Here is a 23,946-nt window from a genome sequence, read left to right as displayed (position 1 = left end):
TCCCTCCCTCAGTGGCCGGTCGACGGGTTGTACGTGGTGGCCTTCACCGGCATCTCGACGGTGAGGGGCCCGGACTTGGCGAAGCCGAGGTGCAGGGTGACCTTCTGGCCCTGCTTCGGCGCCCGCTTCAGCTGCTCGAACATCAGGTGGTTGCCGCCGCTGCGGAACACGAGCCGTCCGTGGGCCGGTATGGCGAAGGAGGACTTCTCCGCCATGGCCCCGCCGGTCGTGCTGTGCATGGTGACCTCGCCGGCGACGTCACTGCTGACCGAGGTCAGCTCGTCCCCGGTGCCGCCCTTGTTGGTGATCGTCAGGAACCCGGCGGCCATGTCGGCGGAGACGGGCTGGGGCATGTACGAGGCGCTGACGGACAGCTCGGCCCGCTCCGGGCCCGGTCCGGAGCCCGAGCAGCCGGTGAGGGCCAGGGCGCCGGTGAGCGCGCCCGCGGCCAGGAAGGCGGCCCGACGCCTCACGGCTTGGCTCCCTGGACGAGCTTGGGCAGGTCCTTGGTGTAGTCGTCGACCGAGGTGTCCTCGCCGTACAGGACGTAACCGGCGTCGGTCTTCGGGGAGAAGGCGACGACCTGGGTGCCGTGCACGGAGACGAGCTTGCCGTTCTTGTCCTTCGTGGTCGGCTCCACGGAGATGCCCAGGGTCCGGGCGCCGGCCTGGATCTTGGCGAAGTCGCCGGTCAGGCCGATGAACTGGGGGTCGATGCCCTTGAGCCACTTGCCCATCTCGGCGGGGGTGTCGCGGCCGGGGTCGGTGGTGACGAACACCACCCGCAGGTCGTTCTGCTCGGCCTTGGGCAGTGCCTTCTTGGCGACGGCGATGTTGCTCATCGTCGTCGGGCAGATGTCGGGGCAGTGGGTGTAGCCGAAGTAGACGAGGGTCGGGTGGCCCTCGGTCTCCTTGCGCAGGTCGTACTGCTTGCCGCGGGTGTCGGTGAGGACCAGGTCCGGCTTGGTGAAGGGCTGGTCGAGGACGGTGGCGGCCTTGCCCGCGCCGGATCCTCCCGAGACCACGGAGACCGGCGACCCGGAGTCGTCCCCGGAGCCGCAGGCGGACAGGGTCAGGGTGGCGGCGGCGAGCAGTGCGGCCGCGGTGAGCGTCTTGGTGCGCATAGAAAAATGTCCCAGATGTGTGAACTCCGGCGCGCACCGGGGTCGGGCGTGCCGTCGGGTGACGGCATCACGCGACGCCCGGTGCGCGCGGCGGAAGAAAGGCTCAGGCGGCGGTCCGGCGACGGCCCGCGAGGACGCCGTAGGCCACGCCGGCGACACCGATGACGATGCCGACCACGCCGAGCACGCGGGCGGTGGTGTCGCTGTCGTCGCCGGAGTCCTTGGCGGCGGCCGTCTTCTCGGTCTTCTCGGCGGTGTTCTCGGCGCTCGCCGTGCCGTGGTGGTCGCCGGTGGCGGCGGACAGCTCCAGGACCGGGGCCGGGTTCTCCGGCTCGTCCTTGCCCTCCTGGGGCACCTCGATCCAGCGCACGACCTCCTTGTTGGAGTACGTCTGGACCGCCTTGAAGACCAGCTCGTCGGTGTTCTCGGGCAGGGCGCCCAGGGAGAGCGGGAACTTCTGGAAGTAGCCGGGCTCGATGCCCTTGCCGTCCGCGGTCCAGGTGACCTTGGTGACGGCCTCGTCGATCTTCTCGCCGTGCATGGTGAGCGGCTTGGCCAGCTTGGACTTGGTGACCTCGACCTTCCAGCCGGGGACCGGCTGCGGCATCACCGAGGCGATCGGGTGGTCGGCCGGGAGGTTCACCTCGACCTTGGTGGTCGAGGCGTTGTCGCGCTCGTTGGGGACCTTGAAGTCGACGACCGCGTAACCGCCCTTGGCCGCGGGGCCCTCGGGCTGCACGGAGACGTGCGCGAAGGCGGGGGCGGACAGGGCCAGAACGGCCGTACCCGCGGCGGCAGCGGCGGCGGCGATACGAGAAGCCTTCATGGAAGGAAGCACTCCACTCTGAGTGAGGTCCGGTGGTGAAGAGGGATACGCGCGAGCGGGGCCGGCGTGTTGGCCGTACCTGGAAAAACGCGCACGCGCGCGTGCCGCGCGACGGCGGCGCACCGGGGTCCGTGTCCGTGGAGGGGAGCGGTGGCCGCGTCAGGCGGCGAGGAGGAGGGCGGCGGCGGGCGGGCCGCGCCGGATCACCGTGTGCTGGAGTACGGCGGTGTGCGGGGCCGGTGTCTCGTCCCGGTCGGGGCGCGGGCCGCGCGGCGCGGTCCCGGCGGCGGGGAGCAGCCCGGCGCACAGGGCGCGAGCCAGCGCGAGCGCAGCGCGCAGGGACCGTACGAGCGCCCCCTCCGCGACTCCATGCGCCGACAGCTCGATCAGCCGCAGCACGGCCAGGTCCCCGCGGCGCAGCAGCCAGCCCGCGGCGAGGGCCGCGAGTACATGGCCGAGCAGCATCGGCAGCGAGGGCAGCAGGCCGGCCGAGGCGCCGGTGACGTCGTGCGCGTGCTCCAGGGTGCCCAGGGCGGCCGTGGGCCGGCCGGCGCGGTCGATGAGACGCGCGTCGAGCAGCAGCCGGAAGGCGTGCCCCGGGGTGACGGAGGCCGGGGCCGACCCGCACAGCAGCCGGGTGGCTCGCTCGACCAGCGCGCTGTCGCTCAGCACCCCGCCCATCGCCCCGGTCGGCGTCCCGGCCGTCGTGACCTGGTGCTGGCCCAGTCCGAACAGGGTGTGCAGCACGGTCTGGCCGAGGGCGAGGAGCGCGGCGATGCCCGGCAGCGACCGGGCCCGCCCGGCGAGCGGTGCCGCGACCAGCAGCGTGCCGAGGAAGCCCGCGCCGAGCGACCACAGCGGGACGCCCGCGCAGGAGGCCAGGGTGTGCCCGCACGCGGCCAGCGCGACGCAGACCGCGGCGAACACCGCGGCCCGCAGGATCCGGAGCCCGGCTCCGGGACGCGCCGTGCGCGGGTGGGGGGCAGACATGGCGGCCTCATCATCGCACTGCCCCGGCCCGCCGCCCACGGCAGGGGCGCACGGTCCGGCCCGTGCGCACCGCGTCTCATACACCGATTCCTCGCATGGCGCATCGGCCGTATGGGCGGACTCACGTCGACGGAGTGCTTATGACCGCCTACGGGCGGCAATACGTAACGGTATGTCGAGCCGGCCAGGAGGCTGGAGCATGAGCATCTGGTGGTCACTCCATCTGCGGCGCGAGGCCGCCAGCGTGCCGCTCGCCCGGCGGCTGCTGATCGGCACGATGGAGACGGCGGGCGTCGACCCGGACATCTCCTACGACCTGTCCGTCGCTCTGAGCGAGGCCTGCGCGAACGCCGTCGAGCACGGCGGGGACACGGGGCCCGGCACCTCGGAGGCGTACCGGGTGACCGCGTATCTCGACGGCGAGACGTGCCGTATCGAGGTCTCCGACTCCGGTCCCGGCTTCGCGCGCCCCCCGGACCCCCGGCCGGCCCGCCCGGACGCCGAGCACGGCCGCGGTCTGTGTCTGATCCGCGAACTCGCCGACCACGTCCACGTAGGGGCCAGGCCCGGCCGGGGCGGGACGGTGGTCAGCTTCGACAAGATCCTCAAGTGGAAGAAGGATCCCTCACTGCTCACGGCGTGACGGCCGGCGGGCGGGCTCCAGCACCCGCGCCAGCGCCTCCAGGGCCTCCGGGTACGACCGCTCCCGGGGGGTGCCGTAGCCGACGACCAGGCCCTGCGGCCGGCCGGGGTCCGGGGCGTGCCAGTGCTCGCCGAGCGTGCCCAGTGCCAGGCCTTCCGCCTCCGCGCGGGCCAGCGCCTCGCTCTCGTCCGGCACCTCGATCAGCGCGTGCAGCCCGGCCGCGATCCCGCGCACGCTCCGCCGCGCCCCCAGCCGGTCCAGCAGCTGGTCCCGGCGCCGCCGGTAGCGCAGCCGGCACGCGCGCACATGGCGGTCGTAGGCGTGGCTGTCGATCAGCTCGGCGAGGGCGAGCTGGCCGATGGTCTCGGTGTGGTGGTCGCTGTGCAGCTTGGCGTCGGCGACCGCGTCGACCAGGTCCGGGGGCAGCACCATCCAGCCGAGGCGGAGCGCGGGACCGAGCGTCTTGGAGGCGGTGCCCAGGTAGACGACCTGGCCCGGTGCCATGCCCTGCAGGGAGCCGACCGGCTGCCGGTCGTAGCGGAACTCGCCGTCGTAGTCGTCCTCGACGATCAGGCCGCCCCGCGCGCGGGCCCAGTCGGTGAGCGCCCGGCGCCGCTCGGGGTGCAGGGTCACCCCGGTCGGGTACTGGTGGGCCGGCGTGACCACCACGGCCGCCGCCCCGCCCAGCTCCTCGGGGCGCACCCCGCGCGAGTCGACCGGGACCGGCAGGACCGTTCCGCCGTTGTGCCGCACCACCTGCCGGTGGAAGGGCAGCCCCGGGTCCTCCATGGCGACGGCGGCGCCGTCCAGCACGCGCGTGAGCAGCGCGAGGCCCTGCACGTACCCGGAGGTGATGACGATCCGCTCCGGCGGCGCGAGCACCCCGCGGGCCCGGCCCAGGTAGCCGGAGAGCGCGGTGCGCAGCTCGATCCGGCCGCGCGGGTCGCCGTAGTCGTACGCCAGCGAGGGGGCCGTCGCTATGGCCCGGCGCAGCGCGCGCAGCCAGGCGGCCGCCGGGAACGCGCCGACGTCCGGGCTGCCCGGGCGCAGATCGAAACGCGGCGCCCGCGCGTGGGCGTGCGCCTGCGGCGCCTCGGCGTCCACGACCGGCAGTTCGGCGACCCGGGTGCCGGACCCCTGGCGGGCGGTCAGATAGCCCTCGGCGACCAGCTGGTCGTACGCCGCCTTGGCGGTCCCCCGGGAGATGCCCAGGTCGGCCGCGAGGCGCCGGGTGGCGGGCAGCCGGGTACCGGGGCCGAGCCGCCCGTCGCGCACGGCGTCCCTGAGCGCCCGCTCCAGACCCACTCGGCGGCCGTCCACCGAGTCCGGTTCCAGATGCAGGTCGACACCGACCCCGGACCAGAAGTCGTCCACGTATCCCACCCCCGTCAGTGCCCGCGCCCCTCGGGGCGCGGGACTGTGTCGATATGCGGCTCCGCCGCCCGGGCACGACCGGCCACCCCCGACGAAACCAGCACGCCGAATGGCCGGGCACCTCCCGGTACCCGGCCATTCAAACGCAAATCAGCCCTTCAGCGCGGCCATCCACGCCTCGACCTCGTCGGAGCGGCGGGGCAGGCCCGCCGAAAGGTTCCTGTTGCCGTCCTCCGTCACCAGGATGTCGTCCTCGATCCGGACGCCGATGCCCCGGTACTCCTCCGGCACGGTCAGGTCGTCGGCCTGGAAGTACAGCCCCGGCTCGACGGTGAGCACCATGCCGGGCTCCAGAACACCGTCCACGTACGTCTCGGTCCGCGCGGCGGCGCAGTCGTGGACGTCCATGCCGAGCATGTGCCCGGTGCCGTGCAGGGTCCAGCGGCGCTGCAGGCCCAGCTCCAGCACGCGCTCGACCGGGCCCTCGACCAGGCCCCACTCGACGAGCCGCTCGGTCAGCACGCGCTGCGCGGCGTCGTGGAAGTCGCGGTACTTGGCGCCCGGCTGCACGGCCGCGATGCCGGCCTCCTGGGCGTCGTACACGGCGTCGTAGATCTTCTTCTGGATCTCGCTGTACGTGCCGTTGACCGGCAGCGTGCGCGTGACGTCGGCGGTGTACAGCGTGTGCGTCTCCACGCCGGCGTCCAGCAGCAGCAGGTCGCCGGAGCGGACCGGGCCGTCGTTGCGCACCCAGTGCAGCGTGCAGGCGTGCGGGCCGGCCGCGCAGATGGAGCCGTAGCCGACGTCGTTGCCCTCCACGCGCGCGCGGAGGAAGAACGTGCCCTCGATGTAGCGCTCGCTCGTCGCCTCGGCCTTGTCGAGGACCCTGACGACGTCCTCGAAGCCGCGGACGGTCGAGTCGACCGCCTTCTGCAGCTCGCCGATCTCGAAACCGTCCTTCACCAGCCGCATCTCGGAGAGGAAGACGCGCAGCTCCTCGTCGCGCTCGGCGGTGACCTTGTCGGTCAGGGCCGCCTCGATGCCGGCGTCGTAGCCGCGCACCACGCGGACCGGGCCGGTGGCCTCGCGGAGCTTGTCGGCCAGCTCGCGCACGTCGGCGGCCGGGATGCCGTAGAGCGCCTCGGACTCGGTGAGCGAGTGGCGGCGGCCGACCCACAGCTCGCCCTGGCCGGAGAGCCAGAACTCGCCGTTCTCGCGGTCGGAGCGGGGCAGGAGGTAGATCGTCTCCTGGTGGCCGCCGTCCCCGGGCTCCAGGACCAGGACGCCGTCCTCGGTCTGGTTGCCGGTGAGGTAGGCGTACTCGACGGAGGCGCGGAAGGGGTACTCGGTGTCGTTCGAGCGGGTCTTCAGGTTGCCCGCCGGGATCACCAGGCGCTCGCCCGGGAAGCGGGCGGAGAGCGCGGCGCGCCGGCGCGCCGTCTCGGCGGCCTGCGGGATCGGCTCCAGGTCACGCAGCTCCGTGTCGGCCCAGCCGGACTTCATGTTCTCGGCCAGCTCGTCGGAGACGCCCGGGTACAGGCCGTTCTTCCGCTGCTTGACGGTCTCCTCGGCCTCGGTCTCCGGGCCCTCCGCGGTGGCGGAGTCAGGGACAGCCGGGTTGAGCTCGTCGGACACGTGATCCTCCTCGATACGCCATTGATCTCCCCCGGGGCCCGCGACGCTCCTGCTTGTGGCCGAGCGGGGACCTCCATCATCGTACGGTCGTACCGCGAGCGGGCGGGGCCGGATGACCTGTTATGCCCGGTCATGCCGGCAGGCCGGACCGCTCGGCCGGGGCCCCCTCAGTCGAAGCGGGCCGCGAGCAGAACCACGTCCTCCTTGCTGTCGGCGGCGTCCAGGCCGTCGGGCAGGACCGCGCGCAGGACGTGGTCGGCGACGGCGCCCGGATCGTGCCGCACCGCGCGCGGGACGCCCGCGGCGGCGGCGTGCAGCCGGGCGAAGGCGCGGTCCATCGGGTCGCCGGTACGGTGCAGCAGCCCGTCGGTGTAGAGCAGAACCGTCTCTCCGGCCTCGGCCTGGATCTCCACGCTCGGCGCCTCCCAGCAGGCGAGCATGCCGAGCGGGGCCGAGACGGAGGTCTCGGCGAACTCGGTGCGCCGCTCGCCGACCAGCAGCGGCGGGCTGTGCCCGGCACCGGCCAGCGTGACCTTGCGCAGGGCGGGCTCGCAGTAGGCGAACAGGGCGGTGGCGCAGCGGGCGGGCTCGGTCAGCCGCAGCAGCAGCTCCAGGTCGGACAGGACGGCGACCGGGTCCTCGCCCTCCATCACGGCGTACGCGCGCAGGGAGGCGCGCAGCCGGCCCATGGCGGCCACCGCGCTGGGCCCGGAGCCGGTGACCGAGCCGACCGACAGGCCGAGGGCGGCGTCCGGCAGCGGCAGGGCGTCGTACCAGTCGCCGCCGCCGCGCGGGCCGGTGCGGTGCCGGGCGGCGAGCTGGACGCCGGCCACCCGGGGCAGCCGGGACGGCAGCAGCTCCCCGGTGATGATCGCCATGCACGCGCGCGTGCGTTCCACCTCCAGCAGCCGGGCCAGGTGCTCGGTGGCGTGCCGGACGTACAGCCCGGCGAGGTGGCGCCGGCGTGCGTCCGGCTCGGCCGGCTCGTCGTAGAGCCAGACGACGGCGCCGAGGCGGCCGGCGGACTCGGTGGCGAGCGGGAGGGCGTAGCTGGCGGCGTAGCCGAGGCGGGCGGCCACCTCGCGGTGGCGCGGGTCCAGGCCGTCCTCGGCGAACAGGTCGGGGTGGACGGTCTCGGCGCGGGTGTCGTACGGCAGGGCGCGGCGCGGCACGGTCTCGAGGTGCCCGAGGTCGGCGCGGCCGAGGCCGAGACCGAGGGTGGTGCGGGGGCCGGAGCCGTCGGCGGGCTCCAGGACGACCAGGCCGCGGCGGGCACCGACCAGGGCGGCTCCGGCGCGCAGCAGCTCGTGCAGGGCGGGGTCGAGGGCGTGGGTGCGGGAGAGGCGCTCGGTGAGTTCGTGGAGGGTCGTGAGATCGGAGACCCAGCCGGCCAGCCGGTCCTGCAGCAGGGCGCCGGGGGCGGGTGCGTGGGGGGCGGGGACGGAGGCGGCGCCGGCGGCGGAAGAGGCGGGCGCAGTGTGGGCGGGCGTCGGGACCGTGGGATCGATTCCAGCCACTTTCGGAGGGTGCGGGGCGTTCATGGCGTCCGGCCTTCAGACCGGTGCGTATTGCTCAAAAGCATCGCGAACCCCCATGTCATTCTGCGCCGCTAGCAGTGTCTCCACATGTACACGCACTCGTGAGGGGATGTCCAGCATTGTCCTGCGGGGATTCCTGGTGTCCATGGGTCGGGGAAGGGTTTTCCCGAACCCCTTGCCTTACTGCCAAGTTGGCTAAAAACTGCCTTAGGTATCGGTCCATTGCGGTCGACTGGCCTTGCTCGACGGAGCGTCACAGCGGTCGTGATGGGTACGTACTCGGAGAAGGCCAGGGGTGGTTGGGGACCACCCGGAACCTGGCGACGGACCCGGGCGTCATAGCCACCGACGACCGAGCCCCATCCTCCCGTGGCGGAGGCGGAGAGAAATACGCGCGACGGCAAAACGCCAGACTTCGCCACCCCCACGCCACGCCCGTGCTTTTGATAGACGCACTATGGACGTGGACGCGGCCAACGCTCGACCCCTCGGGGTTCCCCATGCCGTGCGCAGGGGTGTGATGCGCCAACAGGTACGCACAGTGAAGTGATCGACACATGGTGTGATGTGGCCCACGGTGTTGCCAGCGGTGCAACGGAAAGGAACGAGCGCTCATGCGCGAGATCCTCGGAAGGCGACGCAGGCTTCTGTCCAGGCGGAACGGCGGGAGGCCCGAGCTGATCGGCGCGGCCCTGACCTTCGCGGCGGAATGGCAGTGGCCGGTTCTCCCCGGTGTGGCGCCGGACCCGCAAGGGCGGGCCCGCTGCGCCTGCCCCGACCCCGAGTGCACGGTGCCCGGTGCGCACCCCTTCGACCCCGGCCTGCTCGCGGCCACCACCGACGCGCGCATGGTGCGCTGGTGGTGGACCAACCGGCCGAGCGCCCCCATCATCCTGGCCACCGGGGGCAACGCGCCCTGCGCGGTCAGCCTGCCGGCGCTCGCCGCCTCCCGCGCCCTCGCCCTGCTCGACCGGCGCGGCATGCGGCTCGGCCCGGTGATCGCCGCGCCGACCCGCTGGTCGCTGCTCGTGAAGCCGTACTCCATGGAACAGCTCGGCGAACTGCTGTACGCCAAGGACTTCGTCCCCGGCTCGCTGCGCTTCCACGGCGAGGGCGGCTACGTCGCGCTGCCCCCGTCCGAGACCGGCCAGGGCGCCGTCCGCTGGGAGCGGGCCCCGCTGCCCGGCTCGGCCGCGCCCTGGGTGCCGGACGTGGAGGCCGTGGTGGACGCCGTGGTCGACGCCCTCACTCGTACGGGTGTGAGCGCGCCCGAGTTGTAGGGGTGTCGGCGCGGGCGGGGCGGCCGGGCCCCGCTCGCTCGTTATCGTCCGCCTATGCTGCGACATTCCGGCGGCCACCGTGCCCCACGGCGGGATCCCCGACGGCTGCGTCTGCTCACCCTCGTGAGCGTCGTGGCGGCCGTGGTCGCCCTGCCGCTGACCGTGGCGTCCGCCGGGCAGACGGGCGACGCCGGCCGGGCCTCCGCACCGGTCGCTTCCCGCGGTGACGCCGGGCCCCGCCCGGGCACCGCGCACGGCTCCCCCCGCGCGCTCGGCCTGGGACTGGCCACCGCCGCCCGCTGCGGCCCCGAGCTGACCTCGCCCGACGGCATCGAGGCGCAGACCTGTGTGCTGACGCAGGGCGAGGACACCTGGGCACGCACCTACTACCGCAACGCCACCGGCGAGTCGCTGGAGTCCGTGCTGAGCCTGATGGGCCCGGGCGGCCGGAGCGTGCAGATGCGCTGCGTCACCGGGGCCGACGACGAGCCCGCCACCTGCGAGACACCGCGCGAGCGCAGCCGGGGCGGACCGGGCGGCTACACGGCCGTCACCGAGTTCGCCGAGCGCGGCGCGGACGGGGCGCTGCTGCTCCGCTCGGGCAGCAACTCCTGATCCGCGCACCGGAGTTGTCGCCGGTGCCACCGGGTGCCGGACGCGGGCATGGAAAGGCCCGGTTGCTGGCGACGGGGGATGCACCAGCAACCGGGCTACTGGAACGGTAACAAGAGATCCGCGGTTCGCAAATTCCGGGTTGGCTATTCGGACACCGATTTCCCTGACCGAACCGGGAGTTGTGACAGGAGTCACCTGCCGCGCGACCGGGTGTCACGGCTGACCGACCGGTCAGCCGTGACGGACGCGCGCGGGCCCTCAGCTGAGCGTGACCTGCCGGTTGGTCAGCCCCCCGCGCGCCCGGCGCTCGTCCGGGGTGAGCGGCTCCCGGACGGCGAGGGCCGCGGCGAGACGCTCGGCGAACTCGGCGGCCGGCTTCTCCACGTCCTCGGCGGAGGTGCCGCTCGGCAGGTCCCAGACCGGCACGGTGAGGCCGTGAGCACGGAAGGAGCCGACGAGCCGGGTGCCCTCGCCGAGGCTGGAGCGGCCCGCCGCGTGCAGGCGCGCGAGGGCGTCCAGAAGCTGCTCCTCGGGGTGCGGCATGACCCAGCGCAGGTGGTTCTTCTCCGGTGTCTCGCACCAGTAGGCCGCGTCCACGCCGGCCAGCTTCACGGTCGGGATGGCGGCGGCGTTGGCCCGCTCCAGGGAGGCGGCCACCTCCGGGGTGGCGTTCTCCGCGTCCGGCACCCAGAACTCGAAGCCGCTGTGCACGACCGGTTCGAAGGCGCCCTCCGGGTCGAGCAGGTCCTGCAGCCGCGGACCGTCGGCGGGGGCGCGGCGGCCCTGCACCGGGGTGCCGGGCTCGGCCTCCAGCGCGCGCAGCAGCGTGTCGGCCAGGTCGCGGCTGATGTCGCCGGACGCCGTGTCGTTCTGCAGGCCGATCAGGACCGAGCCGTCGTCGCGGCGCAGCGCGGGCCAGGCCATCGGCAGCACCGTGGCCAGGGTGACCGACGGGACGCCCTCGGGCAGGCCCTCCCGCAGGGTCAGCCCGGCCGTCGCCGCCGGGACCAGCTCGCGCAGCGCCACCCAGTCGCACTCGCCGGGCAGCCCCTCGAACGGGCGCTGCACCAGCTCGGTCGCGGCGTGCGCGGCGGCCCGGCCGTGGCAGGCCTTGTAGCGCCGGCCGCTGCCGCACGGGCAGGGTTCGCGAGCGCCGACAACCGGGATCTCCCCGTCGATCGGCTGCGGCTTGGCCTTCGTCTGGGGTCGCTTCTTGGCCATGGTGGGTGTCTCCCGGTTACGGCTCTTCTCGTACGTCGGGAGCCTAGCCGTTCGGACCATGACCGACGGGAACCTGTGGACAACGCACGCGCGCTCGACGCCGGTGGTGTGAAGTCGGTGGCGCCTTCCGGGCGGGCGCGCCTTCAGTCCATGTCCTCGAACGCCTCCGTGAAGTCCAGGCCGGGCAGCGCCGGGAGGCCCGGCAGCGCCGCGTGCGTGACGCGCGTAGCGAAAGCGTCGCGGTGGCAGCCGGCATCGGGGTCGTGGACGTCCTCGTGGACCACCACCCAGACCGTCACCTCGCCCTGGACGTCGTCGCGGACGCCCCAGTCGTCGGCCAGGGCCGTGATGATGTTCAGCCCGCGGCCGCCGTGCGCGGTCACCGACGGGGTGGCCGGCGCCGGGCGGGTCGGGCCGCCGCCGTCCGTGACCTCCACGATGAGCCGCCCGTGCGGGTCGACGCGCCATGCGGCGAGCACGTCCCCGTCCCCGGCCGGCGCGTCCCCCAAGGGGCGCCCGTGCTTGCAGGCGTTGCTCAAAAGTTCGGAAAGGATCAGTACGGCGTCGTCGATGACCGATTCCGCTACGCCACCGCTGCGGAGCTGCGCCCGCATCCGGTGCCGTGCCTTGCCCACGCCCGCAGGGCCATGGGGTACGGCCATGCTCGACGACGTGGGCACCTCCTGTGCCACCACCAACGCCACCCCCGAGACCTCCTTCGCCCCACGCCACGGAGTGGATGCCCTCTTGGCCTGTACCGGAAACCGGCCAATCCCCTTCCGGTGACGCACTCGGCACGGCCGTGCACGCAGCGAACGCGCCGGTGCACTCCCTGTGACGAACCTTGTCCGAAAGTGACCGGTACGGTGCGCTTCGGGGCGGCTGTGGGGCGGCGTCCGGGCGGCTCAGCGGCCCAGTTGCCGCAGCACCGCGCGCGGGCGGTTGGTGATGATGGCGTCGACGCCCAGCCCGACGCACAGATCGACGTCCTCGGGCTCGTTCACGGTCCACACGTGGACCTGGTGCCCGGCCCGCTTCAGCCGCTCGATGTAGGCGGGGTGGTTGCGCACGATGCGGATCGAGGGACCCGCCACCTGCACGCCCGCCGGCAGCCGTCCGTCGCGCAGCCGGGGCGAGACGAACTGCATCAGGTAGACCGTCGGCAGCGTCGGGGCCGCGGCCCGCACGCGGTGCAGCGAACGCGCCGAGAAGCTCATGATCCGGACCGGCGACTCGGCGGCGGAGGCCGGCGCTTCCAGGCCGAACCGCTCCAGCAGCGCGATCAGCCGCTCCTCGACCTGGCCCGCCCAGCGCGTGGGGTGCTTGGTCTCGATGGCCAGCTCCACCCGCCGCCCGGCGTCCGCGACCAGTTCCAGCAGCCGCTCCAGCGTGAGGACGGAGGTCTCCTCGCGGTCCTCCGGCCGGTGTTCCCAGTCCGGCTCCTCGTCCCGCCCGCGCCAGGCCTCGCGCGTCTTCCAGGAGCCGAAGTCGAGGGCGGCCAGATCGGCCAGCTCCAGGGCGGAGACCGCGCCGCGGCCGTTGGAGGTGCGGTTCACCCGCCGGTCGTGGACGCAGACCAGATGTCCGTCCGCGGTCAGCCGTACGTCGCACTCCAGGGCGTCCGCGCCGTCCTCGATCGCCTTCCGGTAGGCGGCGAGGGTGTGCTCGGGAGCGTCCTCGGAGGCGCCGCGGTGGGCGACGACCTGGGTGGTGTGCTGTCGTGCGTGGGTCACCGCGTCATGGTGCCACCGTCACCGGGTAGACGTGGCGGCACGGGACGCTCCCCAGGACGCTGGGCGCTCGTTTATAAAACCTTTGCGCGAAAGATCCTATATAAACATATGTAAAGGGGACCGGCGGACCCACAGCCACCGCTTATGGTGCTCTGACGGGCCGTGGGAAAAGCTGACTGCAGAACAGTGCGACCGGCGTGACCGACGACAACAGGCGTGGACCGAGGAGAAGACCTGTGAGCACCGAGAACGAGGGCAACGCGGTACCCCCGGCGCCGTCCGCACCTCCCGTGCCGATGGCCTCTCCCACCGCTTCCCCGCAGGGACACGCGCCCGAGGGGAACGCACCGACCGCCCCCCTGCCTCCCGTCCCGCAGGAGACCCCCGCGGCCCCCGACGGCTCCTGGCCCCCGCCGCCGGCCACCCCGGCCTACGGCGACGGCGGCGCGGGCGGCCCGGGCGCCGCCTGGGGCGCCTCCTACCAGCAGCCCGCCCCCAAGCCGCGCAGCGGACGCGGCGGCCTGGTGGCGGCGATCCTGGTGGCCGCGCTGGTCGCGGGCGGCCTGGGCGGCGGCCTCGGCTACACCCTGGCCAAGGACCGGGACGACCGCGGCTCCACCACCGTCTCCTCCGACAGCAGCGCCGCCCAGATCAAGCGCGCGCCGGGGACGATCGCGGGCGTGGCCGCCAGGGCGCTGCCCAGCACGGTCACCATCGAGGCGGAGAGCAACAACGGCGAGGGCGGCACGGGCACCGGCTTCGTCTTCGACACCCAGGGCCACATCGTCACCAACAACCACGTGGTGGCCGACGCCGTGGACGGCGGCAAGCTGACGGCCACCTTCCCGAACGGCAGGAAGTACGACGCCGAGATCGTCGGCCACGCGCAGGGCTACGACGTGGCGGTCGTCAAGCTGAAGAACGCCCCCTCCGACCTCAAGCCGCTCGCCCTCGGTGACTCCGACAAGGTGGCCGTCGGCGACGAGACCATCGCCATCGGCGCCCCCTTCGGGCTGTCCAACACGGTGACCACCGGCATCATCAGCGCCAAGAACCGCCCGGTGGCCTCCAGCGACGGCAGCTCCTCCAGCAAGGCGTCGTACATGAGCGCGCTGCAGACGGACGCGTCGATCAACCCGGGCAACTCCGGCGGCCCGCTGCTGGACGCCTCCGGCGCGGTCATCGGCATCAACTCCGCGATCCAGTCCACCGGCAGCGGCGGTTTCGGCTCCGGTCAGTCCGGCTCGATCGGACTGGGCTTCGCCATCCCGATCAACCAGGCCAAGTACGTCGCCCAGCAGCTGATCAAGACCGGCAAGCCGGTGTACGCCAAGATCGGCGCCTCCGTCTCCCTGGAGGACTCCGGCGACGGCGCCCAGATCACCGAGCAGGGCACGAGCGGCTCCGCCGCGGTCGAGTCGGGCGGCCCCGCGGACAAGGCGGGCCTCAAGCCCGGCGACGTCATCACCAAGCTCGACGACCACGTGATCGACAGCGGCCCGACCCTGATCGGCGAGATCTGGACCCACAAGCCGGGCGACAAGGTCACGATCACCTACAAGCGGAGCGGCCAGGAGCACACGGCGCAACTGACGCTGGCCGCACGCGAGGGCGACAGCTGACCGCCCCGGTACGGCTACCACCGCCCCGCGATCCGGCGGCGGGCCGGTAATCTGTACCCGCGCCGTCGATCTCCGGTGGCGCGGGGAGGCGTGCCCGAGCGGCCGAAGGGAACGGTCTTGAAAACCGTCGTGGCAGCGATGTCACCGTGGGTTCAAATCCCACCGCCTCCGCGCAGGTCATAGATGTTGCAGGTCAGAGGGGGTGCCCCAGCTTCAGGGGCACCCCCTCTGCGCGTACCTCGGCTCACCTCTGACAGCGGCTGCGGCTGGTGTCATCGGGGCGGGCCGAGTACCTCGTCGGCGCTGCGCGGCTCTGTGCGCGGTTGCTGGTTGAGTTTGTGGCGGGCGATGGAGGAGTGCCGGTAGACCTCTTTGCGGGCTCGCATGATGTTGCCGAGGGGGGCGTGCTCGGCGGTGACCCGCCAGGGCGTGTAGGACAGTGAGTCCATCTTCGCCAGGTTTTCCGGGCCGGAGATGTCCTGCTGTGCCAGCCGCAGCTTGGCCACGGTGACGGGCGGCGACAGTTGCTCGGGCCACTCCACGGTGGTGTCCTCCACCGGCATGCGCTCCAGGTCGATGCAGAGCTGGACCTGGATGTCGAAGGCGTAGGGCCGCTCCTGCAGTTCGGCTTGCAGGGCCGGCCGGAAGACCTCGGCCGCCGAGGTCGGGTCGATGGTGCGCCGGACCACCGCGGCGGCGGCGGACGGGTCGGGGGTGATGCGCACCTTGGCGATGTAGTCGCCGTGCCTGACCGCGCCCATCGTCCAGTAGCTCGACAGCAGCACATTTGCCGGAGGGGTCTTCGACAGGCGGAGGAAGGCCAGGAACTCGTCCCATGCCCAGTCGTCCCGGTCCAGCGTTCCCTTGCCGGTCACGAACTCGGTGTAGAAGCGGTGCGCGCCGGGCCGGCCCTGGGAGAAGTAGGCCGGCGCGTTCAGGAACAGTTCCTGGATGAAGAGGTAGTGCTCGACCGTGTTGCAGAAGAAGACCGGTCCGTTGATGTTGGCGTAGTCGAAGGTGCCCGTGTCCGGTTCGTCTTCCAGCAGGGTCGGGCCGGGGATGTCGAACATCTTCAGCGCCAGGCCGGTGGCGGCGCCCAGGCGCGCGTCGGCTCCGGCGTGCGGCGAGCCGTTGGAGAAGCGGATGAGTGCGTCGTGAGTTCCTGGCGTCGCGTAGATGCCCTGGGCGTACTCGGGGGGCAGTCCGTCGAGGATCTCCACTGTCCCGCGGACCAGTCCGTACCCCTTGGCATGGGCGTCACGCAGGGCCTGTCCCGTGCCGCCCGCCTGGACGGATTCGGCGATGTACTTCTCGGTCCTCTCGATCACCGTCCGCACGTGCTGGTCGAAGTCCGGATCCTGTACCTCGACGTCAGGCGTGTAGGGGACGAACTGTGCTGCCATGGCTTCGACCTCTCGTCGGAGAGCGAGACCGCGCCTCGGGGGTGGGTTTGCCCTTCAGTCCTCCAGTTCGGCGAGCCAGCGCAGGGCACGCAGCCCCGGTACGAAGCAGTACTCGCCGCCGCGGGTGACCACGAAGCTCGGCAGGTTCCGCAGGCGGCGGCGGACCGGCTTGCCGGGAAGGGTGACGCTGCCGCTTCCGCCGTGATGGCCGGCCACCGGGTCCTGCTCGCCGGGGTAGCCGATGAAGTTGCCGTCGTTGACCCACTCGGACTTGATGAACTCGAACTGCCGTTCGATGTGGGCTCCGATGAAGACGCCCACGAGGCCTCGGTCGGCGCCGTCGTCCTCCAGCACGCCCTCGGGCAGCGGCGGCCCGTAGGTGGTGCCGCGGCGGATGATCCGGTGCATCCGTGCGTCGCCGATGATGGTGGCATCCCGGGGGTTGTTCCGGCGGATGTGCGCACCGGCCGGGCACCGCAGGCCGCGGTCGTCGTGCTCCCGGTACAGGAAGTTGTTGACGCGCTGCGGGTCCGCGGCGAGCTCCGGGTCGTCGTGCTCCGGCGTCAGCGTCAGCGGCGCGCCACTCGGCCAGCGTCCGACCATCTTTGCCGCCAGGAGTGCTTCCTCCTCTGCGTTGGAACTGTTGTCGCGCAGGTACCGGCGCCAGGCCGCCACGTTCGTGTGGATCTTGCGGACGGCGACGTAGGTGCCGTTGCGTCCCAGCACGTCAGGGCTGGGCATGGGAGGCAGATTGCCGGTCTCGTCCGGGTACCCGAGGAAGAACTCGCCGGCCTTGATGGGGGCTTCCTGCGGATTGGAACCGGGCAGTCCGACACCCTCGATGTTCGGATGGCTGATGCCGTCCCGGAACCCGAAGGTGGTGCGTCCGGTCGGCAGCTGGTGGACGTCCTGTTCCCAGATCACCCGGACACCGGGCGTTTCCTGGTAGGCGACCCGGGCCCGCTCCAGCTCACGGCCGAGCTGCGCCGCGTCCGAGGCGAGGGCGCTCAACGCGATGTGGACGTCGCCCGACCCGAACGGTTCCTCCCAGTGGGCCGGGGCGTTCTCGCCCACATCACCGATCAGTTCCGCCCGGGCGGCCATGCCGTCACGGAAGGCCTGCGGAAAACTGTCGAGCGACTCCTGGGGCACCCCCAGGGCCCGCAGCCCCTGATGGGTGAACGCCACAGCCACCCAGGCGTCCCGGCTCCGGTCCACGCTCGGCAGGCCGCCGGAGGTCAGCGGGAGCAACCGCCGCAGCAGGGCCCGTCCGGCGTGGCGGTCGTCGACGCGCAGGAAGAGGAACTGTCCCTCGTAGGGGACGGGGCGCGGGCGCAGTGCCCCGCTCTGGACGTCCTCGATCTCCACGCGTACACCAGCCGCGCTGCCGCTGTCTGCCGTGCTCATAATCCGTCGGGGCCTCCGCATCGGTTCCTGTCCGGACAGCCCTCCAAGGGCTGGATTGCGCCCGTCGGCGCTGCTCACCCAAGTGGCCGCAGCTCTGTGGGACAGCTGTGGCCGGTTCTAGGCCGAGGCTTCTTCCAGCAGCTTCTGGAAGGCAGGCGTGTTCACCAGCTCCTCGTTGGCCGGATTCTCCAGCGCCGCGCGGAACTCGGGAGTGTCCAACACCTCTTCGAACGCCTCTTCCACGCGGTGGTCCTTGTAGATCTGTTGCACGGTCAGGTCGGGATAGGCGCTGACGAAGACATTCGCGGGCGCCTGGTGAGCGATGAACCAGTCCTTCGCCCCCGGGTCCTTGACGCCGGGGAACCCCACGCTGTGCGAGAAGACCTTGTCGAAGCGCTCGCCGACCACCGTCTTGGCGAAGTCGTCGATGTACGCGTCCCACGAGCCGTCGAAGACGCTGGCGAACATGAACCGTGTGTCGTTGTCGAAGATCACGTGCCGTGCGTCGTGCAGGGTACCGATCTGGCGCACCGCCGCATGGACCCTCTCGTCCTCTGCCGCGTCGGCCATTGCGGCGAGATCCCTCCGCAGCGCGTCCGCATGGCCGGGCTTGATCTCCGTGAACACGGTGAACTCGCTGCAGACCCCATCCGCCCTGCCCGGACGCTCGGGGTGAGCCGACTGATTCGCCTGTGCCGTTGCAGTCATCGTGAAACTCCCCTGCCACGGATCGGTGTGAGGGTCACCAAGCACCCACGCCCCGGGCACCGTCGCCCTCACAGGTCCATGCTCACCACGGATGTACAGCCTCGCATCCTGACCGCTGAGGAATGCGGCACGAGCCCAAGCTGCCAGGACAGATCGAGCCGGGCGCAGGAAGATGGGACGGGGCCGTGCGTGCTGAGCACGGGGTCGTCATCTCTCGGTCCGCCGCTTCCACGCGGCCGTGAAGCCGCGGCGCAACCTCCGCACGAGAACCCCACACGCAGGGCAGGCGACCGGGTCTCCTCCCCGTCGAACCATTGCTCACGGGATCGTCACCCTGATCCCAGCTGGAGGCAACCATGGGCGCAGTCCTCGGTGACGTGCTGGGTTTGGCGGCCGGCGTCGCGGTCAGCCCGCTTCCGGTCATCGCCGTCATCCTCGTCCTCGCCACGCCCCGGGGGCGTCTCAACGGAATCCTGTTCACCGTCGGCTGGGTCCTCGGACTGTCGGCCCTGGGCGCCGTGATGCTGGCGATCGCCTCCCCGGCGGGTGCCTCCGCGCACCAGCAGCCGGCCACCTGGGTGGGGGCCCTCAAGCTCGCTCTGGGCCTGCTCCTCCTCTTCTTCGGTGCCCGGCAGTGGCGGCGGCGCCCGAAGGATCCCTCGCAGGCGAAGCTGCCGAAGTGGATGGGCGCGATCGACCGCCTCACCCCGGTCAAGGTCTTCGGCCTCGGAGCGGCCCTGGCCGTGCTCAACGCCAAGAACGCCCCGCTGACCATCGCCGCGGGGGCCGCCATCGGCTCGGCCGGTCTTCCTCTCGGGCAGCAGATCGCATCACTGGCGGTCTTCGTCGTGATCGCCACGCTCGGCCTGCTGGTCCCGCTCGGTGTCTTCCTCCTCGGCGGGGAACGGGCCAGGACCACGCTCGGGAACTGGAAGGACTGGGCGGCTCGGCACAACGTCGCCGTGATGGCCGTCCTGTTCTTCGTCCTCGGACTGAAACTGCTCGGAGACGGGATCTCCGTCCTCACCTCCTGACACGTCCGTCAGCCGGCGTTCCCCTGGGGAGGTGTGCGCAGGGCGAGGAGGGCGACGTCGTCGATGCCGGGGGGCTGGACGCGGCGCAGCAGCTGGTCGGTGAAGGACGGCAGGGGCCGGTGGGCGAGGGCGGCCGCGTGCTGCCGGAGCCGGTGCAGGCCCTCGTCCAGGGTCTGGCCGGGCGCTTCGATGAGGCCGTCGGTGTACAGCAGCAGCGTGGATCCGGGCGGCAGCAGTGCGGTGGCGTCGGGGCGGGGCGCGGAGACCCCGGTGCCCAGCAGGAGACCGTGGCCGTCGGTGAGGTAGTGGGCCAGGCCGTTGCGGTCGATGAGCAGGGGCGGGGGGTGGCCGGCGTTGGTCCAGGACAGCTGCCAGTGTCCGTCGTCCGTCTCGGTCACCCGGGCGAAGATGAGCGTGGCCATGCCGACGTCGGTGATCGGCATGACCGCCTCGTCGAGGCGTTCGACGATCCGGCTGGCGGGTTCCCGCTGGGACCAGGCGTAGGCGCGGAGCATGTTGCGCAGCTGGGCCATGCCGGCCGCGGCCTCCAGGTCGTGGCCGACGACGTCCCCGACGGCCAGCGCCGTGGCGCCGTCGGAGAGGGTGAAGGCGTCGTACCAGTCGCCGCCGACCTGGGAGGCGTCGGGGGCGGGCAGGTAGCGGACGGTCATCTGCAGGCCGGGCACGCTCGGCATCTGCGGCAACAGGTGGTTCTGCATGGTCTCGGCGACCGCGCGCTGGCGCTGGTAGAGGCGGGCGTTGTCCAGGGCGACACCGGCGCGGCGCGCGATGTCCTCGATCAGCGGCAGGTCGGCGTTGGTGAAGTTGCCCGGCTTCTCGGCGCGGCCGAGGGTGAGGGCGCCCAGGACCTCGCGGGTGCTGCGGAGGGGGGCGATGGCCGCGGAGTGGATGCCGGTGGCGTCGAACAGGCGGCGCTGCTCCACCGCGATCCCGGAATCCGGGGCGCCCTGGTAGGTCTCGGGCCCCGCCAGGGTGGAGGCGACGCCGCGCAGGGCCCGGGAGAGGGGCATCGGGGACTCCTGGGGGATCGGCGGCATCGGTCCCTGAAGGTCTTCGTGGTGCACGAGGGTGTCGCCGTCGGCCTGGACCACGGCGGTGCGCCACACCTCGTCGCGCTCGGTGATCAGGTCGATGACGACCCAGTCCGCCAGCCGCGGCACGACCAGGCGCACCAGTCGGCGCTGCGCCTCGTCGACGTCGAAGGTGGAGGTCAGCTGGGTGGTGGTCTCGGCCAGCAGGGCCAGCCGCTCCAGCTCGCTCATCCGCTCGGCGGCCTGGTCCGGCTGCGGCTCGGTGCTCGGCACCGCCTCGGGAACGTGGAAGACCACGAGGGTGCCGGCTCCGGGGCCGGCGATGGCGTAGGGAGCGATCAGCCACGAGACGCGCAGGACGGAGCCGTCGGCCCGGGCGAAGTAGTCCTCCTCGCCCTGTGCCGGGCGCCCGGCGTGGAACGCCGGCCGCATGCCGCACCGGGTGGCGGGCAGCGGCTGTCCCTGGGGCCCGCGGTGCAGCAGCTCGTGGGCGTCCTGGCCGATCATGTCTTCGGCGGGCCGGTCCAGCAGGCGCTCGGCGAGGGAGTTGACGGCGATGATGCGGCCCTGCTCGTCGGCGACGTAGGCGCCCGTCCCGATGGCGTTCAGTGCGTCGGTGAGCCGGGCGTCGGAAACTCCCCGTGCCCGGGCGGGGCCGGTCTCCGCCGTCTTCGGCTCCGTCATGTCCTCGCCTCCGGAAGATCGGTCCCCGTCCGCGGTGCCGCAGGAGGAGCGCCGCGCGACGGCTTCAGGTTTCCCTTCCCTTATGCCCCCGTGGCGGAGATCCGACCTCCTGGCTCACCGGGGAAGTCACGGACCGGAGAGGGCACCCCGCGTCGGGTCGGGGAGCAGGCGCAGCTGGGCGACGACCTGCTTGCCGAGCGCGTGCGACGCGGTCATGAAGCGGTGGCTGAGGACGCGTACGAGGTGGAGGCCGTGTCCGCCGACACGCCGCTCGTCCGGCGGCCTGGGTACGGGTTCCCTGGGCGAGGTGTCCCACACGGTGACCGACAGTTCGGCGTCGGACAGCTCCAGAACGACCCCGCAGGGGCCGGGAGCGTGCTGTATGGCATTGGTCAGCAGCTCGCTGATCACGAGTTCGGCGTCCATGACCGCGGTCGGGGAGAGGGGCGGGTGCCCGACGTTCGCGGCGCGCGCCAGGACGGCCTGGAGCGCCTTCCGCCCGTCGGCCGCGCGCGCGGCGCCCGCGGCGAAGGCCGCACTGAACCGCACGGGCTCACGCCGCTCCCCGGCCCGGTCATCTGCCGCCTTCTGCCCAAGCGGGATGGCCATTGCTGTTGCCTTACCAGTGGCGAAGATCCTTGCTGGTGCTGTGGTGCACCATCCGGATACCCGAGGCCGGACAGGCCAGGCATCCGATCTCGCCGCATCGTACGGCGCCGCGGCCGACGGCCCTGAGGGCGTCGCCCCCGGCCGGCCGGGACCCCGGTCCGGGGCGGGCTTCAGGAGACGGCGGCCTCGTCCACCGTCTCGCGTATCTCCAGGACGGCGTTGGTTCCGGTGATCTCGAAGAGCCGCTGGAGCTGCCGGGGCGGTGCGGCCACGCGCAGGGTGCCCGTCTGGTGGGTGAGGATCAGCAGGTTGAGGAACGTCGAGTCCGCGAAGTCGACACCGGAGGCGTCCAGGACCACCTTCGGATGCTTCCTGGCGGCGGCGTCCAGGGCGTCCGCCAGAGGCGGGATGGAGTGCAGGTCGTAGGCGCCGTGCGGGGCGACGACCCAGGCGTCCCGCCGTTCGTACTGAACGACGGCCGCCCCCGCGGCCTGCCCGCCGGCCCGGTCGGACCGCTGTCTCCCGGCGGCGTTGCTCGCGGGCCTTGGCATGACGGCTTCATCCCAGGACACCTCAGGCTCCTTCCGTGGCGCTCCATCGCGGACCCGGTCATCGAATACGTGAAAAATATGTCATGTAACTGGGTTCCGGCAACGGAGTACCTTAAAATGCTGGGCATGGTTGGAGTGCCCGAACCTCACACCGGATGGACGTTCATCACCAACCACGCGCGCGTACTGGCGGCCATCGCCGACAACCCGAACGTCCGGATCCGTGACATCGCCGCGCGCTGCCGGCTCACCGAGCGCGCCGTCCAGCGGATCATCTCCGATCTGGAGCAGGACGGTTACCTCTCCCACACCCGGGACGGGCGCACGAACACCTACCGCATCGAGCCGGACAAGGTGCTGCGCCACCCGGCGGAGGCCGGCCTCTCCGTGGCCTCCCTGCTGTCCCTGCTCGTGCAGGACGAGACCGAGCGGGTCCAGAACCCGGTCGCCCGGTAGGTCCCGGCTCGGGGCGTCAGGGGTGGTGGCCCGTCATGCGGGCCGCCGAGGCGATCGTCGCGCGGGCCTCGCGTTCGGTCAGGCCGGTGTGCAGGGCCGCCTCGGTGAGGGGCTCCGCCAGGGCGGGGCCGATGCCGTTCTCGTAGGCGCGGCAGGCCGCCCAGAACAGGCGGGTGTTGCGCTGTCCCTCGTGGGCGGTCAGGACGAAGTGGACCAGGCCGCGGCCGTGGTCGCCGGGGGCGGGCGGCGCCGGCTGGTGGGGGCGCGGCGGCGGCAGCAGCAGGCGGAGCAGGGACGGCGGGCAGGCGGCCGGGGCCAGGTGGGCGGTGCCGGGCGCGGTGGTGTAGACGCCGTGGTCGGTGCGGGAGCCAGGGCCGACGAGGTAGCCGCCGGCGCCCCGGATGTCGATGCCGGGGGCGAGCCGACCGGCCGAGTTCGGTACGACGGTGTCCGGCGGGCCGGTCAGCCACAGGTGGCGGCCGCCCCTCGGGGTGAGGACGACGACCGTCTCCGGGATCGTGAACAGGTGGCGCAGGGCCAGTTCGCGCAGGGCGGCCGAGGAGTCCGTGCCGGACTTGGTGTCCAGGTCGACGCCGATCAGGTGGTACGGGGGCAGCCCGCAGGCGATGCCGTAGCCGGTGGCCCAGGGCGCGGCGGCGAAGAGCTCGCGGATGCGGACGGGGTCGGTGGAGGCGTCGTACACGCCGTGGCCGAAGCGTCCGCACGCGCCGTGGCAGGGGCGCCCCGGTGCGGGGTCGTCGCGATGCGGGGAGCGCAGGGCCGGGAGCTTCGTCCGGGACAGGGGGATCACGGCCAGACCGCGTTCGGCGGCTGACAGGGCGTGTGCGAGGGCCAGCGTCGTGGCCTGCCGGTCGGTGGTGGCCATGGCTCCATGTTCGTACGTGCGTTCGAAAAAGGGAAGGGCGGGCCGAGTCGGGGCGCGGGGGCGGGCGCGAATGGCCGGAATCGTGCAGTAACGATTCATCTCTGCTGGGGCCTGCACGGGCGGGCGTCCGTACCGCTCGTTTCCATGGCAGAAGTGACGAAAGAGATCTATGTGGGTTTATCGGCCCGGCGTCACGCGTCCGTGCGAATCACGGCTTCTGTGATGGTTCGCCGGGGTTCCGGTGGGCAACTCTGGAGGCACGACGTCGTCCATCGCGGGTCGGGCGGCCGGCCAACCGCCCTGATCCGCACCGCAGTTCGTCCACCGCCGGCCCGCAGGGCCGTCGAATGCCCGGTTCTGGAGGAACGACATGGCGAACATCCGGTGAGCCCCGGGCGGGGCCCTCGTGGGGAGGGACCTCGCGGGCTGTGCTTCAAGGGTCGCAACACGTCCGCGGGGGGGGGGGGCGGGCCCCCCCCCCCGCCGGCGGTGATGGGGTAACGGATAACAAAACACATAAAAAAAAAACAACCCAAAAAAAAAAAGTATTAGCGGG

The 23,946-nt window shown here is 72.3% G+C and carries 23 protein-coding genes and 1 tRNA gene; 7 read left to right on the top strand and 17 right to left on the bottom strand.

Annotation, left to right across the window (positions count from 1 at the left end):
- Nucleotides 1-8 precede the first annotated feature (8 nt).
- From ABZ923_RS17040 to ABZ923_RS17025, 4 genes are all read right to left on the bottom strand, one after another.
- Nucleotides 9-473, bottom strand: coding sequence for a copper chaperone PCu(A)C (locus tag ABZ923_RS17040; RefSeq protein ID WP_361471760.1), 465 nt, complete (start codon nt 471-473; stop codon nt 9-11).
- On the bottom strand, nt 470-1,123 hold the full coding sequence (locus ABZ923_RS17035; RefSeq protein ID WP_361471757.1) for an SCO family protein: 654 nt from the start codon (nt 1,121-1,123) through the stop codon (nt 470-472). The genes ABZ923_RS17040 and ABZ923_RS17035 overlap by 4 nt, the downstream gene beginning before the upstream one ends.
- 103 nt (nt 1,124-1,226) lie before the next feature.
- The gene (locus ABZ923_RS17030) at nt 1,227-1,949 is read right to left on the bottom strand and encodes a YcnI family protein (protein WP_361471754.1); all 723 of its coding nucleotides are present in this window, start codon (nt 1,947-1,949) and stop codon (nt 1,227-1,229) included.
- A gap of 159 nt (nt 1,950-2,108) precedes the next feature.
- On the bottom strand, nt 2,109-2,939 hold the full coding sequence (locus ABZ923_RS17025) for a hypothetical protein (protein ID WP_361471751.1): 831 nt from the start codon (nt 2,937-2,939) through the stop codon (nt 2,109-2,111).
- Nucleotides 2,940-3,138: 199 nt separating this feature from the next.
- Here ABZ923_RS17025 and ABZ923_RS17020 point away from each other — a divergent pair, with 199 nt between their 5' ends.
- Nucleotides 3,139-3,582 carry an ATP-binding protein gene (locus ABZ923_RS17020; protein WP_361471749.1) on the top strand — a complete coding sequence of 148 codons (444 nt, stop codon included), beginning with the start codon at nt 3,139-3,141 and terminating at the stop codon, nt 3,580-3,582.
- On the opposite strand, the gene ABZ923_RS17015 is transcribed toward ABZ923_RS17020, so the two are convergent.
- The 3 genes from ABZ923_RS17015 to ABZ923_RS17005 form a co-directional block, all read right to left on the bottom strand.
- Nucleotides 3,565-4,956 carry a PLP-dependent aminotransferase family protein gene (locus tag ABZ923_RS17015; protein ID WP_361471746.1) on the bottom strand — a complete coding sequence of 464 codons (1,392 nt, stop codon included), beginning with the start codon at nt 4,954-4,956 and terminating at the stop codon, nt 3,565-3,567. The genes ABZ923_RS17020 and ABZ923_RS17015 overlap by 18 nt on opposite strands.
- A 150-nt stretch (nt 4,957-5,106) precedes the next feature.
- The gene (locus ABZ923_RS17010) at nt 5,107-6,591 is read right to left on the bottom strand and encodes an aminopeptidase P family protein (RefSeq protein WP_361471744.1); all 1,485 of its coding nucleotides are present in this window, start codon (nt 6,589-6,591) and stop codon (nt 5,107-5,109) included.
- A gap of 167 nt (nt 6,592-6,758) precedes the next feature.
- A complete protein-coding gene (locus tag ABZ923_RS17005; RefSeq protein ID WP_361471741.1) occupies nt 6,759-8,132 on the bottom strand; it encodes a PP2C family protein-serine/threonine phosphatase in 1,374 nt (457 codons plus the stop codon).
- Nucleotides 8,133-8,743: 611 nt separating this feature from the next.
- Here ABZ923_RS17005 and ABZ923_RS17000 point away from each other — a divergent pair.
- Both ABZ923_RS17000 and ABZ923_RS16995 read left to right on the top strand, forming a co-directional pair.
- Entirely contained in the window at nt 8,744-9,409 is a 666-nt protein-coding gene (locus tag ABZ923_RS17000) for a bifunctional DNA primase/polymerase (RefSeq protein WP_361471738.1), read from the top strand.
- A 54-nt stretch (nt 9,410-9,463) separates the two neighbouring features.
- Nucleotides 9,464-10,024 carry a hypothetical protein gene (locus tag ABZ923_RS16995; protein ID WP_361471735.1) on the top strand — a complete coding sequence of 187 codons (561 nt, stop codon included), beginning with the start codon at nt 9,464-9,466 and terminating at the stop codon, nt 10,022-10,024.
- A gap of 258 nt (nt 10,025-10,282) precedes the next feature.
- On the opposite strand, the gene ABZ923_RS16990 is transcribed toward ABZ923_RS16995, so the two are convergent.
- The 3 genes from ABZ923_RS16990 to ABZ923_RS16980 form a co-directional block, all read right to left on the bottom strand.
- Nucleotides 10,283-11,245: a DUF5926 family protein gene (locus ABZ923_RS16990; protein ID WP_361471732.1), complete on the bottom strand. Its 963-nt coding sequence runs from the start codon at nt 11,243-11,245 to the stop codon at nt 10,283-10,285.
- Nucleotides 11,246-11,388: 143 nt separating this feature from the next.
- Nucleotides 11,389-12,036, bottom strand: coding sequence for an ATP-binding protein (locus tag ABZ923_RS16985; RefSeq protein ID WP_361471729.1), 648 nt, complete (start codon nt 12,034-12,036; stop codon nt 11,389-11,391).
- Between the two features lie 114 nt (nt 12,037-12,150).
- Entirely contained in the window at nt 12,151-12,978 is an 828-nt protein-coding gene (locus tag ABZ923_RS16980) for a glycerophosphodiester phosphodiesterase (RefSeq protein WP_361471726.1), read from the bottom strand.
- A gap of 236 nt (nt 12,979-13,214) precedes the next feature.
- Between ABZ923_RS16980 and ABZ923_RS16975 the strand changes: the two genes are divergently transcribed.
- Nucleotides 13,215-14,600 (top strand): trypsin-like peptidase domain-containing protein, encoded by a 1,386-nt coding sequence (locus ABZ923_RS16975; protein ID WP_361471723.1) that lies wholly within the window; start codon nt 13,215-13,217, stop codon nt 14,598-14,600.
- 84 nt (nt 14,601-14,684) lie between these two features.
- Nucleotides 14,685-14,771 (top strand) — tRNA-Ser (locus ABZ923_RS16970).
- A gap of 101 nt (nt 14,772-14,872) precedes the next feature.
- Here ABZ923_RS16970 and ABZ923_RS16965 read toward each other — a convergent pair.
- From ABZ923_RS16965 to ABZ923_RS16955, 3 genes are all read right to left on the bottom strand, one after another.
- Complete coding sequence (locus tag ABZ923_RS16965; protein ID WP_361471721.1) at nt 14,873-16,003, bottom strand: catalase family protein; 1,131 nt, start codon at nt 16,001-16,003, stop codon at nt 14,873-14,875.
- Between the two features lie 54 nt (nt 16,004-16,057).
- On the bottom strand, nt 16,058-17,410 hold the full coding sequence (locus ABZ923_RS16960) for a Dyp-type peroxidase (RefSeq protein WP_361471718.1): 1,353 nt from the start codon (nt 17,408-17,410) through the stop codon (nt 16,058-16,060).
- Between the two features lie 117 nt (nt 17,411-17,527).
- On the bottom strand, nt 17,528-18,118 hold the full coding sequence (locus tag ABZ923_RS16955) for a hypothetical protein (protein ID WP_361471715.1): 591 nt from the start codon (nt 18,116-18,118) through the stop codon (nt 17,528-17,530).
- Between the two features lie 356 nt (nt 18,119-18,474).
- Here ABZ923_RS16955 and ABZ923_RS16950 point away from each other — a divergent pair, with 356 nt between their 5' ends.
- Nucleotides 18,475-19,152 (top strand): GAP family protein, encoded by a 678-nt coding sequence (locus tag ABZ923_RS16950; protein ID WP_361471713.1) that lies wholly within the window; start codon nt 18,475-18,477, stop codon nt 19,150-19,152.
- An 8-nt stretch (nt 19,153-19,160) separates the two neighbouring features.
- On the opposite strand, the gene ABZ923_RS16945 is transcribed toward ABZ923_RS16950, so the two are convergent.
- The 3 genes from ABZ923_RS16945 to ABZ923_RS16935 all read right to left on the bottom strand — a co-directional run bounded on the left by ABZ923_RS16945 (nt 19,161) and on the right by ABZ923_RS16935 (nt 22,069).
- Nucleotides 19,161-20,888, bottom strand: coding sequence for a SpoIIE family protein phosphatase (locus tag ABZ923_RS16945; protein WP_361471710.1), 1,728 nt, complete (start codon nt 20,886-20,888; stop codon nt 19,161-19,163).
- Between the two features lie 126 nt (nt 20,889-21,014).
- Nucleotides 21,015-21,497 (bottom strand): ATP-binding protein, encoded by a 483-nt coding sequence (locus ABZ923_RS16940; RefSeq protein WP_361471707.1) that lies wholly within the window; start codon nt 21,495-21,497, stop codon nt 21,015-21,017.
- Nucleotides 21,498-21,667: 170 nt separating this feature from the next.
- A complete protein-coding gene (locus ABZ923_RS16935) occupies nt 21,668-22,069 on the bottom strand; it encodes an STAS domain-containing protein (RefSeq protein WP_361471705.1) in 402 nt (133 codons plus the stop codon).
- 105 nt (nt 22,070-22,174) lie between these two features.
- Here ABZ923_RS16935 and ABZ923_RS16930 point away from each other — a divergent pair, with 105 nt between their 5' ends.
- Nucleotides 22,175-22,504, top strand: coding sequence for a helix-turn-helix domain-containing protein (locus ABZ923_RS16930; RefSeq protein WP_361471702.1), 330 nt, complete (start codon nt 22,175-22,177; stop codon nt 22,502-22,504).
- Nucleotides 22,505-22,520: 16 nt separating this feature from the next.
- On the opposite strand, the gene ABZ923_RS16925 is transcribed toward ABZ923_RS16930, so the two are convergent.
- Complete coding sequence (locus ABZ923_RS16925) at nt 22,521-23,390, bottom strand: bifunctional DNA primase/polymerase (RefSeq protein WP_361471699.1); 870 nt, start codon at nt 23,388-23,390, stop codon at nt 22,521-22,523.
- Nucleotides 23,391-23,946: the final 556 nt, after the last annotated feature.

This window comes from Streptomyces sp. NPDC046881 (assembly GCF_040645015.1).
GTDB lineage: Bacteria > Actinomycetota > Actinomycetes > Streptomycetales > Streptomycetaceae > Streptomyces.
This window is presented reverse-complemented; position numbering and strand designations above follow the sequence as displayed.